The organism is Blautia sp. MSK.18.38, from assembly GCF_024460535.1.
Taxonomy (GTDB): Bacteria; Bacillota; Clostridia; order Lachnospirales; family Lachnospiraceae; genus Blautia_A; species Blautia_A fusiformis.
Genome location: NZ_JANFYP010000003.1, coordinates 141,783 through 159,406 on the forward strand (window position 1 = coordinate 141,783; position 17,624 = coordinate 159,406).

At 45.0% G+C, this 17,624-nt stretch carries 15 protein-coding genes; 13 read left to right on the forward strand and 2 right to left on the reverse strand.

What is annotated here, in order from left to right; translation table 11 throughout:
* The first annotated feature begins 100 nt into the window (after window positions 1-100).
* From rimO to NE638_RS03315, 4 genes are all read left to right on the forward strand, one after another.
* The gene (gene rimO, locus NE638_RS03300) at window positions 101-1,438 is read left to right on the forward strand and encodes a 30S ribosomal protein S12 methylthiotransferase RimO (protein WP_173745768.1); all 1,338 of its coding nucleotides are present in this window, start codon (window positions 101-103) and stop codon (window positions 1,436-1,438) included.
* Window positions 1,422-1,961, forward strand: a complete 540-nt coding sequence (gene pgsA / locus NE638_RS03305) for a CDP-diacylglycerol--glycerol-3-phosphate 3-phosphatidyltransferase (RefSeq protein WP_015525184.1) — start codon at window positions 1,422-1,424, stop codon at window positions 1,959-1,961. The genes rimO and pgsA overlap by 17 nt, the downstream gene beginning before the upstream one ends.
* 31 nt (window positions 1,962-1,992) lie before the next feature.
* Window positions 1,993-3,249 (forward strand): competence/damage-inducible protein A, encoded by a 1,257-nt coding sequence (locus NE638_RS03310; RefSeq protein ID WP_022427252.1) that lies wholly within the window; start codon window positions 1,993-1,995, stop codon window positions 3,247-3,249.
* Between the two features lie 294 nt (window positions 3,250-3,543).
* The gene (locus NE638_RS03315) at window positions 3,544-4,992 is read left to right on the forward strand and encodes an Ig-like domain-containing protein (protein ID WP_173745769.1); all 1,449 of its coding nucleotides are present in this window, start codon (window positions 3,544-3,546) and stop codon (window positions 4,990-4,992) included.
* A 96-nt stretch (window positions 4,993-5,088) separates the two neighbouring features.
* On the opposite strand, the gene NE638_RS03320 is transcribed toward NE638_RS03315, so the two are convergent.
* Complete coding sequence (locus NE638_RS03320) at window positions 5,089-5,919, reverse strand: Cof-type HAD-IIB family hydrolase (RefSeq protein ID WP_173745770.1); 831 nt, start codon at window positions 5,917-5,919, stop codon at window positions 5,089-5,091.
* Between the two features lie 87 nt (window positions 5,920-6,006).
* Entirely contained in the window at window positions 6,007-7,590 is a 1,584-nt protein-coding gene (locus tag NE638_RS03325; RefSeq protein WP_173745771.1) for a glucose-6-phosphate isomerase, read from the reverse strand.
* Between the two features lie 314 nt (window positions 7,591-7,904).
* On the opposite strand from NE638_RS03325, the gene NE638_RS03330 reads away from it, so the two are divergent.
* The 9 genes from NE638_RS03330 to NE638_RS03370 all read left to right on the forward strand — a co-directional run bounded on the left by NE638_RS03330 (window position 7,905) and on the right by NE638_RS03370 (window position 17,592).
* Window positions 7,905-9,221, forward strand: a complete 1,317-nt coding sequence (locus NE638_RS03330) for a Na+/H+ antiporter NhaC family protein (protein ID WP_244094791.1) — start codon at window positions 7,905-7,907, stop codon at window positions 9,219-9,221.
* Complete coding sequence (locus NE638_RS03335; RefSeq protein WP_059085879.1) at window positions 9,218-9,919, forward strand: DNA alkylation repair protein; 702 nt, start codon at window positions 9,218-9,220, stop codon at window positions 9,917-9,919. The genes NE638_RS03330 and NE638_RS03335 overlap by 4 nt, the downstream gene beginning before the upstream one ends.
* Before the next feature lie 21 nt (window positions 9,920-9,940).
* Window positions 9,941-11,389, forward strand: coding sequence for a DNA/RNA helicase domain-containing protein (locus NE638_RS03340; RefSeq protein WP_173745773.1), 1,449 nt, complete (start codon window positions 9,941-9,943; stop codon window positions 11,387-11,389).
* A 39-nt stretch (window positions 11,390-11,428) separates the two neighbouring features.
* Entirely contained in the window at window positions 11,429-12,355 is a 927-nt protein-coding gene (locus NE638_RS03345; RefSeq protein WP_022427259.1) for an AEC family transporter, read from the forward strand.
* A 22-nt stretch (window positions 12,356-12,377) separates the two neighbouring features.
* A complete protein-coding gene (locus tag NE638_RS03350; RefSeq protein WP_021652616.1) occupies window positions 12,378-12,839 on the forward strand; it encodes an NUDIX hydrolase in 462 nt (153 codons plus the stop codon).
* 18 nt (window positions 12,840-12,857) lie between these two features.
* Window positions 12,858-13,388, forward strand: a complete 531-nt coding sequence (locus NE638_RS03355) for an alpha/beta hydrolase (protein WP_256137106.1) — start codon at window positions 12,858-12,860, stop codon at window positions 13,386-13,388.
* Window positions 13,389-13,822: 434 nt separating this feature from the next.
* Entirely contained in the window at window positions 13,823-15,694 is a 1,872-nt protein-coding gene (locus NE638_RS03360) for a TIGR03960 family B12-binding radical SAM protein (RefSeq protein WP_114001603.1), read from the forward strand.
* Entirely contained in the window at window positions 15,669-16,385 is a 717-nt protein-coding gene (locus NE638_RS03365; RefSeq protein WP_334292737.1) for a TIGR03936 family radical SAM-associated protein, read from the forward strand. Before NE638_RS03360 ends, NE638_RS03365 begins: the two co-directional genes overlap by 26 nt.
* Window positions 16,369-17,592: a ribonuclease E/G gene (locus NE638_RS03370; RefSeq protein WP_059085871.1), complete on the forward strand. Its 1,224-nt coding sequence runs from the start codon at window positions 16,369-16,371 to the stop codon at window positions 17,590-17,592. Before NE638_RS03365 ends, NE638_RS03370 begins: the two co-directional genes overlap by 17 nt.
* Window positions 17,593-17,624 lie beyond the last annotated feature (32 nt).

Consider the following 17,624-nt stretch of genomic DNA (forward strand, 5'->3'; position numbering starts at 1 on the left):
GCTCTTGAAGCTGAGAAGGAGGCTCTTGAGGCAGCAGAGGGCGAGACCGCAGAAGGCACTGAGACTGCAGAAGCAGCTCAGACAGAAGCGGAGTAATTTTATGAAAATATTATTCATCTCTCTTGGCTGTGACAAGAACCTGGCGGATTCTGAGGAAATGCTGGGACTTCTTACAGCCGGAGGTCATGAGATCACAGACGATGAAACACAGGCAGATGCAATCGTGATCAATACCTGCTGTTTTATCAAGGATGCCAAGGAAGAGAGTGTGGAAACCATTCTTGAAATGGCAGAATACAAAAAAACAGGAAGCTGCCATGCTCTGATCGTTACCGGCTGTATGGCACAGCGATACCAGAAAGAGATCATTGAGGAGGTTCCGGAGGTCGATGCTGTTCTTGGAACTACATCCTACGGCGACATCGTAAAGGCTCTGGAGGAAGCAGTAGCCGGAAATCATTTCGAAGAATTCCGTGATATTGATTATCTGCCGGATACAGGAAGCAAACGTGTCCTTACAACAGGTGGACATTTCGGCTACCTGAAGATCGCGGAAGGCTGCGACAAGCACTGTACCTACTGCATCATCCCGAAGCTCAGAGGTAAATTTCGAAGCGTCCCAATGGAGCGCCTCATTGCTCAGGCAGAGGATATGGCTGAACAGGGAGTGAAAGAGCTGATCCTGGTAGCACAGGAGACCACCGTTTATGGAAAGGATCTTTACGGCAAAAAATCTCTTCACATTCTTTTAAAGAAGCTCTGTGAGATCAGAGGTATCCGTTGGATCCGCATCCTTTACTGTTATCCGGAGGAGATTTACGATGAACTGATCGAAACCATTCGTGATGAGAAGAAGATCTGTCATTATCTGGATATTCCGATCCAGCACGCATCGGACCGAATTCTTAAAAGAATGGGCCGCCGTACTTCCAAACAGGAACTGATCGATATTGTCGGAAAGCTCCGTAAGGAGATTCCGGATATCGTACTGCGTACAACTCTGATCACCGGATTTCCGGGTGAGACGGAGGAAGACCATGAAGAACTGAAGGAGTTCGTAGATGAGATGGAATTTGACCGTCTCGGTGTCTTCACTTACTCTCCGGAGGAGAATACCCCGGCAGCAGAGATGGCAGACCAGGTTCCGGAAGAAGTGAAGGAAGAACGCAGAGACGAGCTGATGGAGCTTCAGCAGGAGATTTCTTATGACAGAGGCCAGGACCGTATCGGACAGGAACTTCTTGTTATGATCGAAGGAAAAGTTGCAGATGAAAGTGCCTATATCGGACGTACCTACGGGGATGCACCGAAGGTTGACGGATACATTTTCGTTCAGACAGGCGAACTGCTTATGACAGGTGATTTTGCAAAGGTACGTGTGACAGCTGCGCTTGAGTATGATTTGATAGGAGTGCTGAGCGATGAATACACCGAATAAACTTACAGTTGCAAGAATGATACTTGTACCATTTCTTGTAGTTTTCTTACTGACAGGCTGGGGAGGAGAAGCAAACCGTTGGATCTGTCTTGCGATTTTTGTCGCAGCAAGTGTGACAGACTGGTTTGACGGTCATCTTGCCAGAAAATATAACCTGATAACCAATTTTGGAAAATTTATGGATCCGCTGGCAGACAAGCTTCTGGTATGCTCTGCCATGATCTGCATGATCGAGGTTGACAAGCTTCCGGCATGGGTTGTGATCATTATCATCGGACGGGAATTTATCATCAGCGGTTTCCGTCTGATCGCAGCGGAGAACGGAATTGTCATTGCCGCAAACTACTGGGGAAAATTCAAAACCGTTTCCCAGATGATCATGATCATACTTCTGATGCTGGATTTCGGAGGTGTTTTTGCAGTGCTGACACAGATATTTATCTGGCTGTCCGTTGCACTGACCATTATTTCCCTGCTGACTTATATCATGCAGAACAGAAAGGTCCTTTCCATGCAGGAGTAGGGATCAGAGTATACGAAAGGAGTTTCTTTTCATGATCACAGAACTGATATCCGTAGGAACCGAGATCCTTCTAGGAAATATCGTAAATACCAACAGCGCCTATCTTTCTGAAAAATGCGCCCTGCTTGGGTTAAGTGTTTACTATCAGGATGTAGTAGGTGATAATGAAGGCCGTATGCGTGACGTGATCCGTACTGCACTGGATCGTTCCGATGTTGTGATCCTCACCGGAGGTCTTGGACCAACAGAGGATGATATCACCAAGGAAGTAACTGCGGATCTGATGGGAATGCCTCTTAAGGAAGATTCCCACTCAAGGAAACTGATCGATAAATATTTGAAGGAATATGAGAAAAACAATCCTCAGAGACGTATCACGAAGAACAACTATAAACAGGCCATGGTTCCTGAGGGAGCCATTGTTCTTGACAATCATAACGGAACTGCTCCGGGATTGATCCTTGAGAAAAAAGGAAAAACCGCGATCCTTCTTCCGGGTCCTCCCAATGAGCTGAAGCCCATGTTCGAGGAGTATGTTGTCCCGTATCTGCAGAAAAACCAACCGGAGATCATTGTGTCCCAGATGGTAAAGATCAGCGGGATCGGTGAGAGTCAGGTAGCAGAGGAAATCCAGGATCTGATCGAAAGCCAGACCAATCCTACCATTGCACCTTATGCAAAAACCGGTGAAGTGCATCTTCGTGTGACAGCAAGCGCAGAGAATGAAAAGGCCTGCAGAAAGCTGATCAAACCGGTTGTCAAGGAGCTAAAGAAGCGTTTTGGAGAGAATGTTTTCGCCACAGATGAGAGCAAGACACTGGAGGAAGCGGTGATCGATCTTCTGAAAGAGAAAGATCTGAAGCTTTCCCTGGCGGAATCGCTTACCGGCGGTATGATCGCCCAGCGCATTGTCAATGTATCTGGTGCGTCTGAGGTGTTTGGCTATGGCTTTGTGACTTACAGTAACAAGGCCAAGCATAAATGTCTGGGAGTGAAGAAGCGTACTCTGAAGGAGCAGGGGGCAGTTTCCGCCAAATGTGCCAGAGAAATGGCAAAGGGCGCCTGCAAAGCATCCGGAGCAGACATCAGTATTTCCGTGACGGGTCTGGCAGGACCGGGAGGCGGAACAAAGGAAACTCCGGTTGGTACTGTATTTATGGGCTGCTGCTATAAGGGCAAGGCTATTGCCAAAGAGTTCCACTTTACAGGAAACCGCATGCGGATCCGCGAGCAGACTACAGCGCATGCACTGGCGATGTTACGTGACTGTATCATTATGAGCAGATAGCGAATGCCTTGATCTGCCTGCTATTACGGATCAACCATGATATTTTTTATATAACAGGACTGATTTTTAAACAGATGAAACTTTTGATTTCAAGTATCTGTATCAAAAATCAGTCCTGTTTTATTTTTGTTTCCTGACAATAAGCCCCGGTATGGGCGATGAAAGAATATAAACGATCATATTTACAAGGATACTATCATAAGTGCTAGTGTTTTTATAAGGGATTTCCTCTAAAATGTGATTAAAGCAATATATGACGTAAATATACGTTTTACCGGAAAGGGGGAAATCAGAATGAAAAAGAAAAAAAATCTGTTGTGTTTTGTGCTGCTGATCAGCCTTATTTTTACGATGGCATTTGGAAGTGTGACGGTCAGCGCCGCACCAAAACTGAACAGAACAAAAGTAACTCTTTTAAAAGGTGAGAAGACAACACTTAAGGTTACCGGGACCAAGCAGAAGGTTGCCTGGAGATCTTCCAAAAAGAGCGTTGCGACCGTAAACAGCAAAGGTCAGGTGGTTGCCAAAAATAAAGGTTCCGCAACGATCTATGCAAAGGTAAGCAAAAAAACATATAAATGTGTTGTAAAGGTAGAAACACCGAAGCTCAGCAGGACATCGCTGACATTAACAGAAAAGAAATCCAGTGCCATTAAATTGACAGGAACAACTGTGAAGGTGAAATATTCTTCTTCCAATCCGAAGATCGCACGTGTGGATTCCAAAGGAAAGATCACCGCAGTGAGAAAAGGAACAGCAGTGATCACAGCGAAGGCAAATACGAAGAAATTCAACTGTAAGGTTACAGTAAAAGCAGCGCAGAAACCGAAACCGAAGCCGACACCTACACCGGTGCCGAAACCATCTTTAAGTGCCACCACCTTAAATATGAATAAAGGTGATGTGAGACAGCTTCAGGTAAAGAATTATAAAGAGATTCTTGTATGGACCAGTGATGATACATCTGTTGCAACTGTAGACAGTAAAGGCAAAGTAACGGCAGTGAATGTGGGAACAACAAAGATCCAGGTCCGGGATAAGAGTACCTGGCGAGGCAGCTGTACTGTCCACGTGACACAGACAGTAAAGAAACAGGTGGAGCCGGTTCTTGCAAAAGGAACTAAATCTGCAAAAAAAGAGATCACCAATGATAAAGGACAGAAGGAAGTTATTAATGTAACGATAAATACTTATACTTACACCTTTACCACGATCCCGACCAATGCGGAGGAACTGAAACAGTATGATATCACAACGGCAGACGGACGCTATAAGACCATGGCTCTGCTGATCCTTGCATATCGTACCTGGACACCGACCAATCCGACGGACTGCGAGGAGATGATTTCTTATCTCAATAATAAAGAGATGACTCAGTATTACAAAAACTTTTTGAGGGATCGTATGAAAGCGGATAACGGATATAAATATCTTGGCAATTCTTACCTGAACGGAGCAACTCCGGCCAACAATTATACTCCGTCTAAACCGATTTCCATTACGTTAAGACAGGACACACTTCCGGGTAAGGGAAATTCCATCAGTGAAGATATCCCGTATTTTGAACCGACTCAGACCACTCCTGCGATCTACAGATCATTTACTGATTTTGCAGGCAGCGACAGTTCCAGATGGATCTGTACATATAAGCACTCCAAAACCGGAAAATGGTATATCTGGGATCAGTCCTGGCATGATCTTCTTACCAGGATCAAACAGCCGGCAGGAAACTATGAATATTGATCGAATGTGAATGTACCGCTATTCAATCCCATTCTAAAAAAGGAACCGACAGCGTAAAAACTGTCGGTTCCTTTTTGGCATACATAATAGAATATCTCATCGGTGCAGCGCAAACTTTTCAATGGCGCGTGCTACACCGTCTTCGTCATTGGAAGCAGTAATATAATCGGCTGCTTCTTTTACCTGGGGCTGTGCATTGGCCATGGCTACGCCAAAACCGACTTCCCGGAGAAGATGGACATCGTTGTCACCGTCTCCGCATGCCATAATGGATTCCCTTGGGATTCCCAGCATTTCGCCAAGAGCAACAAGAGCGGTTCCTTTGTTGACACCGGCGGCGTTGATCTCAATATTGTAGCTTAAGGAGCCTACAAGCTCCAGCTCCTTAAGTTCACTTAATTCCTTCCAGGCGGAGGCACGTTCCTCCATGTCTGCAAAAAGCGCCTGGACTTTATCCATGCTTCTGTTTTCTTTTGTAATGACATCCTGGATGTCCGGAACCGCGATACGGGTAGTACGGACATAATTCCACATATTAGGGTCGTGATGGTATTTTCCTACATTATCAAGCTTGGCAGCGTCTGCATATCCCTGGCCGTCAAAATAGATCTCACTTAAAGTATCATATTTTTCAAAGATACGGAGAGCTTTTTTTGCACTTTCCATGGGAAGAAGCTGCTCGATAAGAAGTTTATTATGGTCTGTATCAAGGACTCTGGCTCCGTTGGAGGTGAGAGCATAGTGAATTCCCGGAAAATTTCTCAGTTCCGCGGGAATGCCGGTATATGGACGGCCGGTAGCCATCAGAACAAGGATACCTGCATCAATAGCTTCCCTGAGAACGTGCCTGGTATTTTCTGTGAGTTCTTTTTTTGTATTCAGAAGAGTTCCATCCAGATCAAGACCGATCATTTTTATCTGCTGCATATTTAAGATTTCCTTTCCCGGTTAAGGTCACATATACAGAAAAACCGTCCCGAAAAAACATTTTCCGGGACGGTACCTATCTGTTTATCAGATATCAAGAAGATCACTGTAAACTTTCAGTGCTCCGTCTGTATCATGAGCGAGAACACGTTTTGCAAGAACCTTACCAAGCTGTACACCCTCCTGGTCAAAGCTGTTCAGGTTCCATACAAAGCCCTGGAACATGATCTTGTTCTCAAAGTGTGCAAGAAGCGCACCCAGAGACTTCGGTGTAAGTTCCTCACCAACAATGATACTGGAAGGACGTCCGCCCTTGAAGTTTTTGTTCAGGTTCTCATCTTCTTTTCCACATGCAAAAGCAACGATCTGTGCTGCAACGTTTGCACAGAGTTTCTGCTGGCTTGTGCTGTTCTCGATATCAACATCAACACCAAGTTGGCTCTTCTTAAAGCCGATGAACTGAAGCGGAACAATATTGGTTCCCTGATGCAAAAGCTGGTAGAAGGAGTGCTGTCCGTTGGTTCCTGGCTCACCAAAGATCACCGGTCCGGTCACATAATCCACCGGCTCACCAAAGCGGTTTACAGATTTACCGTTAGACTCCATATCACACTGCTGAAGATGAGCAGGGAAGCGGCTTAATGCCTGTGAGTATGGTAAAACTGCAGTAGAAGGATATCCCTGTACATTTCTCTCGTAAACGCCGATCAGGGCATCCAGCATATCCGGGTTCTCAAGAATGTTCTTATTTGTTGCAAGCTTATCCTCCTCGGCAGCTCCGTCAAGGATGTCTGCGAATACTTCCGGTCCGAATGCAAGGGAAAGGATCGCTCCGCCTACGCCGGAAACGGAAGAGTAACGTCCGCCGATATAGTCGTCCATGAAAATAGCGGTAAGGTACTCATCACTCTTTGCAAGAGGAGAGGTCTCACTGGTTACAGCAAGCATATGTCTGGACGGGTTCAGGCCCGCTTTTGTAAGGGCGTCTTTTACGAATGCCTCATTTGTCAGAGTTTCAAGTGTTGTACCGGATTTGGATACAACGATGAAAAGAGAGTGAGCAAGATCTACAGATGCAAGAACAGCAGCTGCATCATCCGGGTCAACGTTGCTGATGAATTTTGCTTCCATCTTGAAGGTGTTGTTTGCCTTTGCCCAGTTCTCAAGTGCGATATATAATGCACGCGGTCCCAGGTCACTTCCGCCGATACCGATCTGTACAACCGTGGTGAATTTCTCACCGGCTTCATTTGTGATCTCACCTGCATGTACTTTGTTTGCAAAATCTGCAGCTTTCTTCTGCTGAGCTACATAGAATTCTCGCTTGTCCACACCGTCAACAACAACAGGCTCGCCAAGCTGTGTACGTGCAAGATGATGAAGGACCATACGTTTCTCGCCTGTGTTGACCACTGCGCCGTTATATAATTCCTGGAATTTTTCGATCAGTTCTGCCTCATCAGCCAGTTTGGAAAGTGCGTCAAGAACGGTCTCGTCCACTTCCTTAGCTGCGTAATTGTAAGCCAGACCTGCTGCCATCGGTACGCTGTACTTCTTTACACGTTCTGCACCCTGCTCGCCGGACATTGCTTCTGCAATGTTCACGTGATCTTTCAGACTGTTAAGTTTGCTGTAAGAAGCAAGAGTGTCCAGATTTTTCCATGTTGCCATAATCATATTCCTCCTTTAATGACTGTGATCAGAGATATCAACATAAATCCTTCGGATATCTTTTTCACAATTGTCTACAGCCAATTATACTGAAAAAAGCTCTGGATTTCAACGGAAGGAACGATTTAATTGGTGAAAATCTTGTTAAATAAGGTGAAAAATATCAGAGATAACAGGATCGTGACGGAAATATGAAGAAGTTTCCGTCAGCAGCAGGACAGGAATGGGGAAATATGATATGATAGAAAACAGATCACCCGGAGAAAAAAGCCGGGAATATAATAAGTGATGAAGGGAATTGTTTTATGGAGGAAATGAAGAAAAAAGGAAATGTGATCGCACTGCTGCCTATCGGTGTTTTTCTGGTCCTGTATCTGGGACTGGGGATTTTGTTTGAGTATGTGATGAAGATCCCTATGGGATTTTATAATGTACCGATCGTTGTGGCTTTTCTGTCTGCGATCCTGGTGGCATGTGTTCAGAACAGAACGATCAGCTTTGACAGAAAGCTGGAGCTTATGGCAAAAGGAGTAGGAGATAAAAATATCATCACCATGCTTCTGATTTTTCTGACTGCCGGCTCTTTTGTGGGTGTTGTAGGGCGCAGCAGTGCAGAAAGTGTGGCCTACTGTATGCTTTCTCTGATACCGGCACGTTTTTCTGTTGCGGTATTGTTTGTAGTTGCCTGCTTCGTATCTGTGGCTATGGGAACTTCCGTTGGGACTATAACGCTTCTTACCCCTATTGCGGTAGCGGTTTCCAAAGCTTCCGGTTTTGATATGGCATTTTGTGTGGCATCGGTGATGGGAGGAGCCATGTTTGGTGACAACCTTTCTTTTATTTCTGATACCACGATCGCAGCCTGCAACGGTCAGGGCTGTCAGATGAAAGATAAATTCCGGGAAAACTTCTGGATCGCATTTCCGGCAGCTGTTGTTACACTGATCCTGATCCTTATCCTGTCTTTTCAGACAGAGATCCAGGGAAGAGTGGTACAGGATTATCATCTTATACAGATCTTTCCATATGTTCTGGTGCTGATCGGCGGGATCATCGGCATCAATGTATTTGTGGTACTTCTGATCGGAATTGTCTCCGGCGCATTTATCATGCTTCTTGGAGGACATATTACACCGGTGGAGCTTCTGACCAATATAGGCTCCGGTGTTTCCGGAATGTTCGAGACCTGTATGGTAGCTATCCTTGTAGCAGCCATGTGTGCGCTGATCCGGGAGCATGGAGGCTTTGAAGCACTGCTTTCCGGAATACAGAGAGTTTTTAAAGGGAAAAAAGGCGGACTTCTTGGTATGGGACTTCTGGTTGGAGCTATGGATATCGCAACAGCCAATAATACGGTGGCTATTGTTATGGCCAACCCCATTGCAAAGGAAATGGCGCTGGAATATAAGATCACTTCCAGAAAGACAGCTTCTATCCTGGATACATTTTCCTGTATTTTCCAGGGGGTGATCCCATATGGAGCCCAGATGCTGGTTGCCATTTCTGCGGCAAAGGAACTGGGATTTGAGCTTTCTGCTTTTCAGATCATGCCGAAACTGTTTTACCCCATGCTTCTGTTTGTGAGTTCTCTGATCGCGATCTTTGGTATAAAAGGCGGGGATGATAAATGAATCAGGAAGAGATGATCCGGGATGTCCGGAAAAGACTGTTTGAAATGCAGGATACAGGATATCGGGATTTTCATGCAAGGCTGGTTCCGACTGTGGAGAAAGAAAAGATCATCGGTATCCGGACACCGATACTCCGGAAATTTGCAAAAGAATTTGGAAAAACAGAAAGATCCGAAATGTTCCTGAAGGTTCTTCCTCATCAGTATTATGAGGAAAATAATCTCCATGGCCTGCTGATCGAGCAGATCAGAGATTATGATAAATGTCTGAAAGAACTGGAGCGTTTTCTTCCGCACATTGATAACTGGGCGACCTGTGATCTGCTGGCGCTCCATATGATGAAAAAACACCGTGATATATTTATCCGGGAGATTTATCGCTGGATGGAGTCGGATAAGCCGTATATCATCCGGTTCGGGATCAGTATGCTGATGCGCCATTATCTGGACGAAGGATTTAAACCGGAATATCCGGAGAAAGTGGCAACGATCCGCTCGGAAGAATATTATGTAAATATGATGCGAGCCTGGTATTTTGCTACAGCGCTGGCAAAACAGTATGAGAAGATCCTTCCATTCCTGGAAGAGCAGAGAATGGATATCTGGACTCATAACAAGACGATCCAGAAATCCATTGAAAGCTACCGGATCACACAGGAACAGAAGGATCATCTCAGGACACTGCGGATAAAGAAATAAACAGCAGGTAAGGGTTGGAATATGAAGGCAATATCGATCTATGCACTTACAAGAAATCAGAATATGGAATGTGTCCAGAAGCTGGAACGCCAGCTTTCCGGCAGAGATTTTTTTCTCAGGATCAAAGAATGGGAACTGGAAAGTATGAAAGCACTGGTGAAGCAACTGGAACTGCATATGGAGGAAGTGTATAAGCTGCGCTTTTTCTATTCGTTTCAGATCCCGAAGCTTGGAAAGGAGTTCGATCTTCTTCAGATCAAAGATGACCAGATCGTGAATATTGAACTGAAAAGCGGCATTGTGTCGGACGAGGCTATCCGGAGACAGCTGATCCAGAACCGGTATTATCTGTCTGTTTTTGGAAAACCGATCCTGTCGTATACCTATATCAGCAGTGAAAATCATCTGGTGAGACTGACCAATCATGATCACATTGTGGAGGGGGACTGGAAACAGCTATGTATTGCATTGGGGAAAGAAAGCCCGGACTATGAGGGAGATATCGAGGATCTGTTTCAGGCAGAGCTTTATCTGATCTCTCCGCTGACAGAACCGGAGCGTTTTCTCAAAAAAGAGTATTTCCTTACTTCCCAGCAGAGAGATATTGAACGGCAGATTCTGAAGAGAATACGTGGAGAAAGAGGAGGATATTTCTGGTTCAGCGGACTTCCAGGAACCGGAAAAACATTGTTGCTTTATGATATTGCGATGAAGTTGTCCGTGCGCCAGAGAGTCTGTATCATTCACTGTGGAGAGGCGGGAAAAGAATGGAAGATTCTTCATGAACGTCTGCGGCGGATAGATTTTCTGGCAGATACTCAGCTGGACGGAACGACGGATCTTGGCCGTTACAGCAGCATTCTGGTAGATGAAGCACATCTTCTGTCCCTGGAAAAATTATCGGTTCTGCTTACATGGAGTGAGCACAGGCCGGTGATCTTTTCCAGTGATTCCGAGGATGTGATCTCACCGGAAGAGATGGATCGTAGCATTGTGGAAAGCCTGGGAAATCTGCCGGAGATCCAGAAATTCCATCTGACAAACCGGATCCGTACCAATGCGGAACTTTCCTCTTTTATCCAGAACATGATGCACCTGCCGGAAAAAAGAAGCCCCAGATGGTATCCGCATATTGCAGTGGTGTATGCCAATAATGACCGCGAGGTGGAAAATTTTCTGAATGATTTTGCGGGACAGGGGTATCAGCAGCGGATGCCAGAGGGTTCTGGACAGCTTGGTATCCAGGCAGTGAGAGATGCGGAGAAGATCGTTGTATTGCTGGATGAACAGTATTATTACGACGAAAAAGGATATTTAAGATCCAGGTGCTCCGCGGAAAAATATTCCAGTGTACGAAAACTTTTTCATCTTTTGAATCAGGCGAAAGAGAGCCTGGCTCTGGTGGTGAGAGAGAATATGGCGGTATATGAAGTGATGATGGAGATTTTGCAGATGCACAGAAACAGATAAAAACAAAAGATTAAAGACAATGGAGAGGAAGACAGAGGGATGGAAGTTTTGGAGATTGTTTTGCCTGTACTGGCGATGATCATTCTTGGAATCCTGTGCAGAAAATGGAAACTTTTAGATCAGAGTGGTGTCAATAACATGAAAACACTGGTAACAAATATTATGCTTCCTGTGGCAATTTTTCATGCACTGGCAACAGCAGAGTACAGTGGAAAGATCGGAATTTTGGTTCTGATCATGTTTGTGATGCTCTTGATTTCATTTGGGGCAGGATTCTGGATGAAAAGATTTATGGACGAGCCATATAAGAAATATCTTCCGTTTCTGATCTGTATCTATGAAGGTGGAATGATGGCTTACCCGTTGTATACAAGTCTTTGTGGCAGCGAAAATCTTTCACAGATTGCAGTGCTGGATATTGCGGGACTTCTTTTTGGATTCAGTGTGTATATGGGAATGCTGGGACAGACGGAAAACGGGGAAAAGATCAATGCAAAAAGCCTGTTTTACAGTGCATTGCGAACCCCTGCTTTTATAGGAACGGTTCTTGGAATTATTGTGGGACTGACACGAATGATCACCCGGCTTCTGGACAGTCCTTTTGGCAATTGTTATCTCAGTGTGGAGAATATTCTGACAACGGCCATTACGCCGATTATTCTTATTGTAGTTGGGTACAGTATGGAACTTGCGCCGGAACTTATCAGCCCCTGCCTCAAAACCATATTGCTGAGAGTCCTTTTGCAGGCAGTGATGATTGCGGGAGTTCTCATGGCAGTAAAATATTTGGTAGGAGGTTCCAGGCTTCTGAACCTGGCGGTTATTACATATATGTCCTCGCCTGCTACATTCAGTATGCAGACTTTTCTGAGAAAGAAAGAGAGCAGTGCTTATGCATCCACAACAAATTCTCTGTATTGTGTGGTCTCAATCCTGGTTTATATCACACTGGCAGTGGCAGGATGATGGAACTGAAAGAAGGGATCAAATGACGACAACGACATTATGTTATATAGAAAACGATGATAAATTCCTGATGCTTCACAGAGTAAAAAAACAGGATGATATGAATGAGGGCAAATGGATCGGCGTTGGCGGGCATGTGGAAAGTCAGGAAACTCCGGAAGAATGCCTTGTTCGTGAGGTGAAAGAGGAAACAGGGCTGACACTTACCTCCTATAAGTTCCGTGGCCTGGTGACATTTATAAACAGTGAATGCGAATCAGAACTTATGTGTGTGTTCACGGCCGATGAATATGCAGGAGAACTGATTGAATGTGATGAGGGAGAACTTTGCTGGGTTGACAAAGCCATGGTGCCGAATCTTCCGGCATGGGAGGGGGATCAGGTATTTCTTGATCTGCTCCTTTCAGGAGAAAAACGCTTTTTTTCTGTAAAATTGCAGTATGAAGGTGACAGACTTGTAGAGAAGAAAATTCATTTGTATTAATAGTAGATTGTTTCATAGCTGGAGGGGAAAAAGAGATATTTTGAAACCTATGATGGTGACGGAGAACATATTTATATGACAGGAACCAGTGCGGGGGCGAGCCTGTGCGTATATCTGGCCGCTATGTTAAAAAGTCCTGAATTGGCAAAGGCTTTTCAGGTTGTTCCAAATGATCTGAAAATTCGGGCGCTGGGTCTGGCAAGTGGAATGTATTATACAACCAAACCGGACAGTATAGGGATTTTTCTTCCCTCCTATATTTACGGGAAACACTGGAAAAAGAGTTCGTTTTATCCATATATAAATCCGGAAAACAAAGAAATTATCCGAAACCTGCCACCGTCATTTCTGGTCACAGCTTATGGAGATACTCTTCGAAATTACAGCAGACAGTATGCAAAAGCGATAAAAAAAGCCGGTGTGATCTGTCATCTTGAAGATTATGAGGTGGACAAAAAACTTCCGCATGCTTTTAGTACAACTTTTCCTGAAATGGAGGAAAGTAAACGTGCAAATACGCAGATGGTGGAATTTCTTTTTAAATACTGATGAAATGCCAGGAAACCTTACTGGAGTCCGGATCCGGATTATTCTCCCTGCACAAGGATGCAATCGCTATATACAGTTAAGAACACAATTTTCTTGAAATCCTAACCATAGATGATTATAATAGGGAGAAGGTATGTCAATTTTGTGCTATTAATGATATTTGGCATTGCATTGTATTTTAATATACAAAATGCCATTTTTCTTTACGATAAGTTCGCGAAAATCCGCAGGATATTAACTGTTTGTGGGTAATGATAACCATTGTTGGCAAGTTGAAAAAATGTCCATTTTTGACCAAACGGGGTTTTGGGCACCATTTTATAGCAACTTTTTACACAAGAATTGGCTTACAAATATAAACATTTTTGATGTTTCACTGAATTTTATATCTTTAAATTCTTTGTGAAATATTACTAATTTTAGAAAGGGATAGAATGAGAAAATTAGCATTAAGTGATGAAATTTTGCTCAAAGTTGATAAAGCTGCCCGCTATATTGGCGGTGAAGTCAACTCTGTAATGAAAGATAAAAATGCGGTAGATATCCGTTTTGCAATGTGCTTCCCGGATGTCTACGAGATCGGCATGTCAAACCTGGGCATGATGATCCTCTATAACATGTTCAACCAGCGTGAGGATGTATGGTGTGAGCGTCTCTTTTCTCCATGGCCGGATCTGGATAAGGTGATGAGGGAGAAGAAGATTCCGTTGTTTGCACTGGAGTCCCAGGAACCGATCCGGGATTTTGATTTTCTTGGAATTACGATTGGGTACGAAATGTGCTACACCAATATTCTGCAGGTACTGGATCTCAGTGGTATCCCGTTGAAGAGCGCAGACCGTGGTGAGGATTTCCCTATTGTGATCGGTGGCGGTGCCTGTGCGTATAATCCGGAGCCGTTGGCACCTTTTTTTGATATGTTTTATATCGGAGAAGGGGAAACTGTTTATGATGCACTTTTTGATGCATACAAGGCCAATAAAAAGGCTGGCGGCAGCAGGAGAGATTTCCTTCTGGCAGCAGCTAAGATTCCTGGAATTTATGTTCCGTCTCTCTATGAAGTTACCTATAAAGAAGATGGTACGATCGCATCCTTTGCACCGACGGCGGATGGTGTTCCTGAGAAGGTCCAGAAACAGCTGATCATTGATATGGAAAAGGAATATCGTGCTGTGGAGGCACCGGTCGTTCCTCACATTAAGGCAACACAGGATCGTGTAACTCTTGAGATCCAGAGAGGATGCATTCGAGGCTGTCGTTTCTGCCAGGCAGGTATGATCTATCGTCCGACCCGTGAACGTGATGTGGAGACTTTGAAGGAATCGGCGCGTATCATGCTGAAAAATACAGGACACGAAGAGATTTCCCTTAGTTCCTTAAGCTCCAGTGACTATTCCCAGCTGAAAGAACTGGTGAACTTCCTGATCGAAGAGTTTCATGGAAAGGCTGTTAATATTTCCTTACCATCTCTCAGGATCGATGCGTTTGCACTGGATGTTATGAGTAAAGTGCAGGATGTAAAGAAAAGCAGCCTGACTTTTGCTCCGGAGGCCGGTTCTCAGCGACTTCGTGACGTTATCAACAAAGGTCTGACAGAGGAAGTGATCCTCCATGGTGCGGGCGAAGCATTCAAGGGTGGTTGGAATCAGGTGAAGCTTTACTTTATGCTCGGTCTTCCCACAGAAACAGAAGACGATATGAAGGGAATTGCTCATCTGGCACAGAAGATCGCAGAGACCTATTATGAGGTAGTTCCGAAAGAACAGCGTAAAGGTAAGGTACAGATCAACGTCAGCACATCTTTCTTTGTGCCGAAGCCGTTTACCCCATTTCAGTGGGCACCAATGTATACAGAGCAGGATTTTGTGGAAAAAGCCAAGGTGGTTAAAAATGAAGTCCGCGCTCAGCTGAATCAGAGAAGTATCCGTTATAACTGGCATGAACCGGATGTAACAGCTCTGGAGGGATTTCTCGCACGCGGGGACAGACGATGCGCGGATGTGATCCTGAAGGCTTATGAAAAAGGTGCCCTTTACGATGCCTGGACAGAAAATTTTGATTATGATATCTGGAAGGAAGCTATGGCTGAATGCGGAGTGGATATGACATTCTACACACTTCGTGAAAGAAGCCTGGATGAGATCCTTCCATGGGATTTCATTGATACCGGTGTCAGCCGCAGATTCCTGGAGCGTGAATGGCAGCGTGCAAAAGAGGGTGTTGTGACGGAAAACTGCCGTCAGAAATGTTCCGCATGTGGAGCTATGAAATTTAAAGGAGGTGTCTGCCTTGAAGGTAAGAATTAAATTCAGCAAAGAGGGTCCTATGAAGTTTGTGGGACATCTGGATACCATGCGTTATTTCCAGAAAGCACTTCGTCGTGCAGAGCTTCCGGTAGCGTTTTCCGGTGGATACAGCCCGCATATGATCATGTCTTTTGCGGTTCCACTTGGAGTGGGGATGGAGAGTCTCGGAGATTATTTTGACCTGGAAATGGCAGAAGATATGCCTACTGCAGAGATCGCAGCCCGTCTGGAGGAACAGATGGCAGAGGGGATGCATATCGTTAGCGTCCGCAAGGTAGAGGATGGAAAAGCGGGTAAAGCGATGGCACTGGTGGCAGCAGCAGATTATCTTGTGGAGTTCCGTCCGGGCAAAGAGCCTTCGATTGACTGGAAAAGCCGTGTGAAAGAATTTCTGGCACAGCCGGAGATCAAAGTGACCAAGCAGACCAAGCGCAGCGAAAAGGAGATCGATCTTCGTCCGAATATCTATAAAATGGAAGTAAGAGAGAATGGGTTCTTTTATATGCTGGCATCTGCAAGCTCTAATTATACGAAGCCGGAGATGGTAACAAACACCTTTTTCCACTGGATTGGAGAAGAACTTCCGGAATTTGCCTTCACAGTGAAACGTCTGGAAATGTATGCCGATAAAGGAGAGAATGCAAGCCCACGTTTTGTGACTCTGGAATCATTAGGTGAGGAAATTGAGTAAACTGATCATAACAAGAATGGAGATCCATGGTGTGCCCTGTACAGTAGCAGCCCTTTCGGAGGAGGAACGGATCGTTGAGATCCGACTGGAATCCGATCAGGAAAAATCCATTCTTGGAAATATATATACCGGACAGGTCGAAAATATCGCATCCAATATCCAGGCGGCTTTTGTGCAGATCGAGCCTGGAAAGAGATGCTACTATTCTCTTGCAGAGGCACAGAGAGCTGTTTTTTCCGCAGGAAGAAAAGGAAACGGACCATTGCGGCCTGGAGATGAGCTCCTGGTACAGGTGAGCAGGGATGCCATGAAGGGAAAACTTCCGGCACTGACATCCAATCTGAATTTTACGGGAAGATATCTTGTTCTCACTACAGGAGATAAAAAGTTTGGTCTGTCTTCCAAGCTGGCACTGGAAGATCGCCATCGCCTCAGCGGATGGCTGAAAGAGGAAGCAGAGCGTCCGGATAAGGAATTCGGTATCATTGTCCGGACCAATGCCGCAGACGCTTCCAAAGAAGAGATCCTGAAGGAACTGGAGTGGCTGAAGGGCCGCTACCATAAAGCCGTAGTTCAGGGACGGAACCGTACCTGTTTCAGTCTTGTACTGGAGACAGAACCATTTTATGTGGCTGCTGTAAGGGATGCTTATGGTCGTGACCTGGATGAGATCATTACCGATGTGCCGGAAATCAGAGAAATGATCCTGGGATATCTGGAAGAGATCAGCCCGGAGCTTAAAGAAAAGCTTCGTTTTTATCAGGACAAACTTCTTCCGCTTTATAAGCTGTATCGTGTGGAAACTGCACTGGATGCGATCCAGAAAGAAAAAGTATGGCTGAACAGCGGTGGATTTCTGGTGATCCAGCAGACGGAGGCATTTGTGTCCATTGATGTAAACAGTGGAAAATATACCGGAAAGAAGAAAATGGAAGAAACCTTCCGTAAGATCAATCTGGAAGCGGCAGCGGAGATCGGCCGGCAGTTGCGGCTGCGTAATCTTTCAGGTATTATCCTGATCGATTTTATCAACATGGAAAATCCGGATCACAGAGATGAACTCTTTCATGTTTTACAGAAGCTTCTCAGAAAGGATCCGATAAAGAGCAGGGCCATTGATATCACACCATTGCATATCCTGGAAATGACCAGAAAGAAAGTAAGACGTCCGGTGATCGAGGACATTCGTGAGCTTACAAAAAAATAATAAAAATATCAAAAAAACTATTGACATAACAG

Bases quoted from the DNA above. Each gene is read 5' to 3' on its own strand.
- rimO (WP_173745768.1), top strand. From the start codon at position 101: ATGAAAATATTATTCATCTCTCTTGGCTGTGACAAGAACCTGGCGGAT.
- pgsA (WP_015525184.1), top strand. From the start codon at position 1,422: ATGAATACACCGAATAAACTTACAGTTGCAAGAATGATACTTGTACCA.
- NE638_RS03310 (WP_022427252.1), top strand. From the start codon at position 1,993: ATGATCACAGAACTGATATCCGTAGGAACCGAGATCCTTCTAGGAAAT.
- NE638_RS03315 (WP_173745769.1), top strand. From the start codon at position 3,544: ATGAAAAAGAAAAAAAATCTGTTGTGTTTTGTGCTGCTGATCAGCCTT.
- NE638_RS03320 (WP_173745770.1), bottom strand. From the start codon at position 5,919: ATGCAGCAGATAAAAATGATCGGTCTTGATCTGGATGGAACTCTTCTG.
- NE638_RS03325 (WP_173745771.1), bottom strand. From the start codon at position 7,590: ATGGCAACATGGAAAAATCTGGACACTCTTGCTTCTTACAGCAAACTT.
- NE638_RS03330 (WP_244094791.1), top strand. From the start codon at position 7,905: ATGAAGAAAAAAGGAAATGTGATCGCACTGCTGCCTATCGGTGTTTTT.
- NE638_RS03335 (WP_059085879.1), top strand. From the start codon at position 9,218: ATGAATCAGGAAGAGATGATCCGGGATGTCCGGAAAAGACTGTTTGAA.
- NE638_RS03340 (WP_173745773.1), top strand. From the start codon at position 9,941: ATGAAGGCAATATCGATCTATGCACTTACAAGAAATCAGAATATGGAA.
- NE638_RS03345 (WP_022427259.1), top strand. From the start codon at position 11,429: ATGGAAGTTTTGGAGATTGTTTTGCCTGTACTGGCGATGATCATTCTT.
- NE638_RS03350 (WP_021652616.1), top strand. From the start codon at position 12,378: ATGACGACAACGACATTATGTTATATAGAAAACGATGATAAATTCCTG.
- NE638_RS03360 (WP_114001603.1), top strand. From the start codon at position 13,823: ATGAGAAAATTAGCATTAAGTGATGAAATTTTGCTCAAAGTTGATAAA.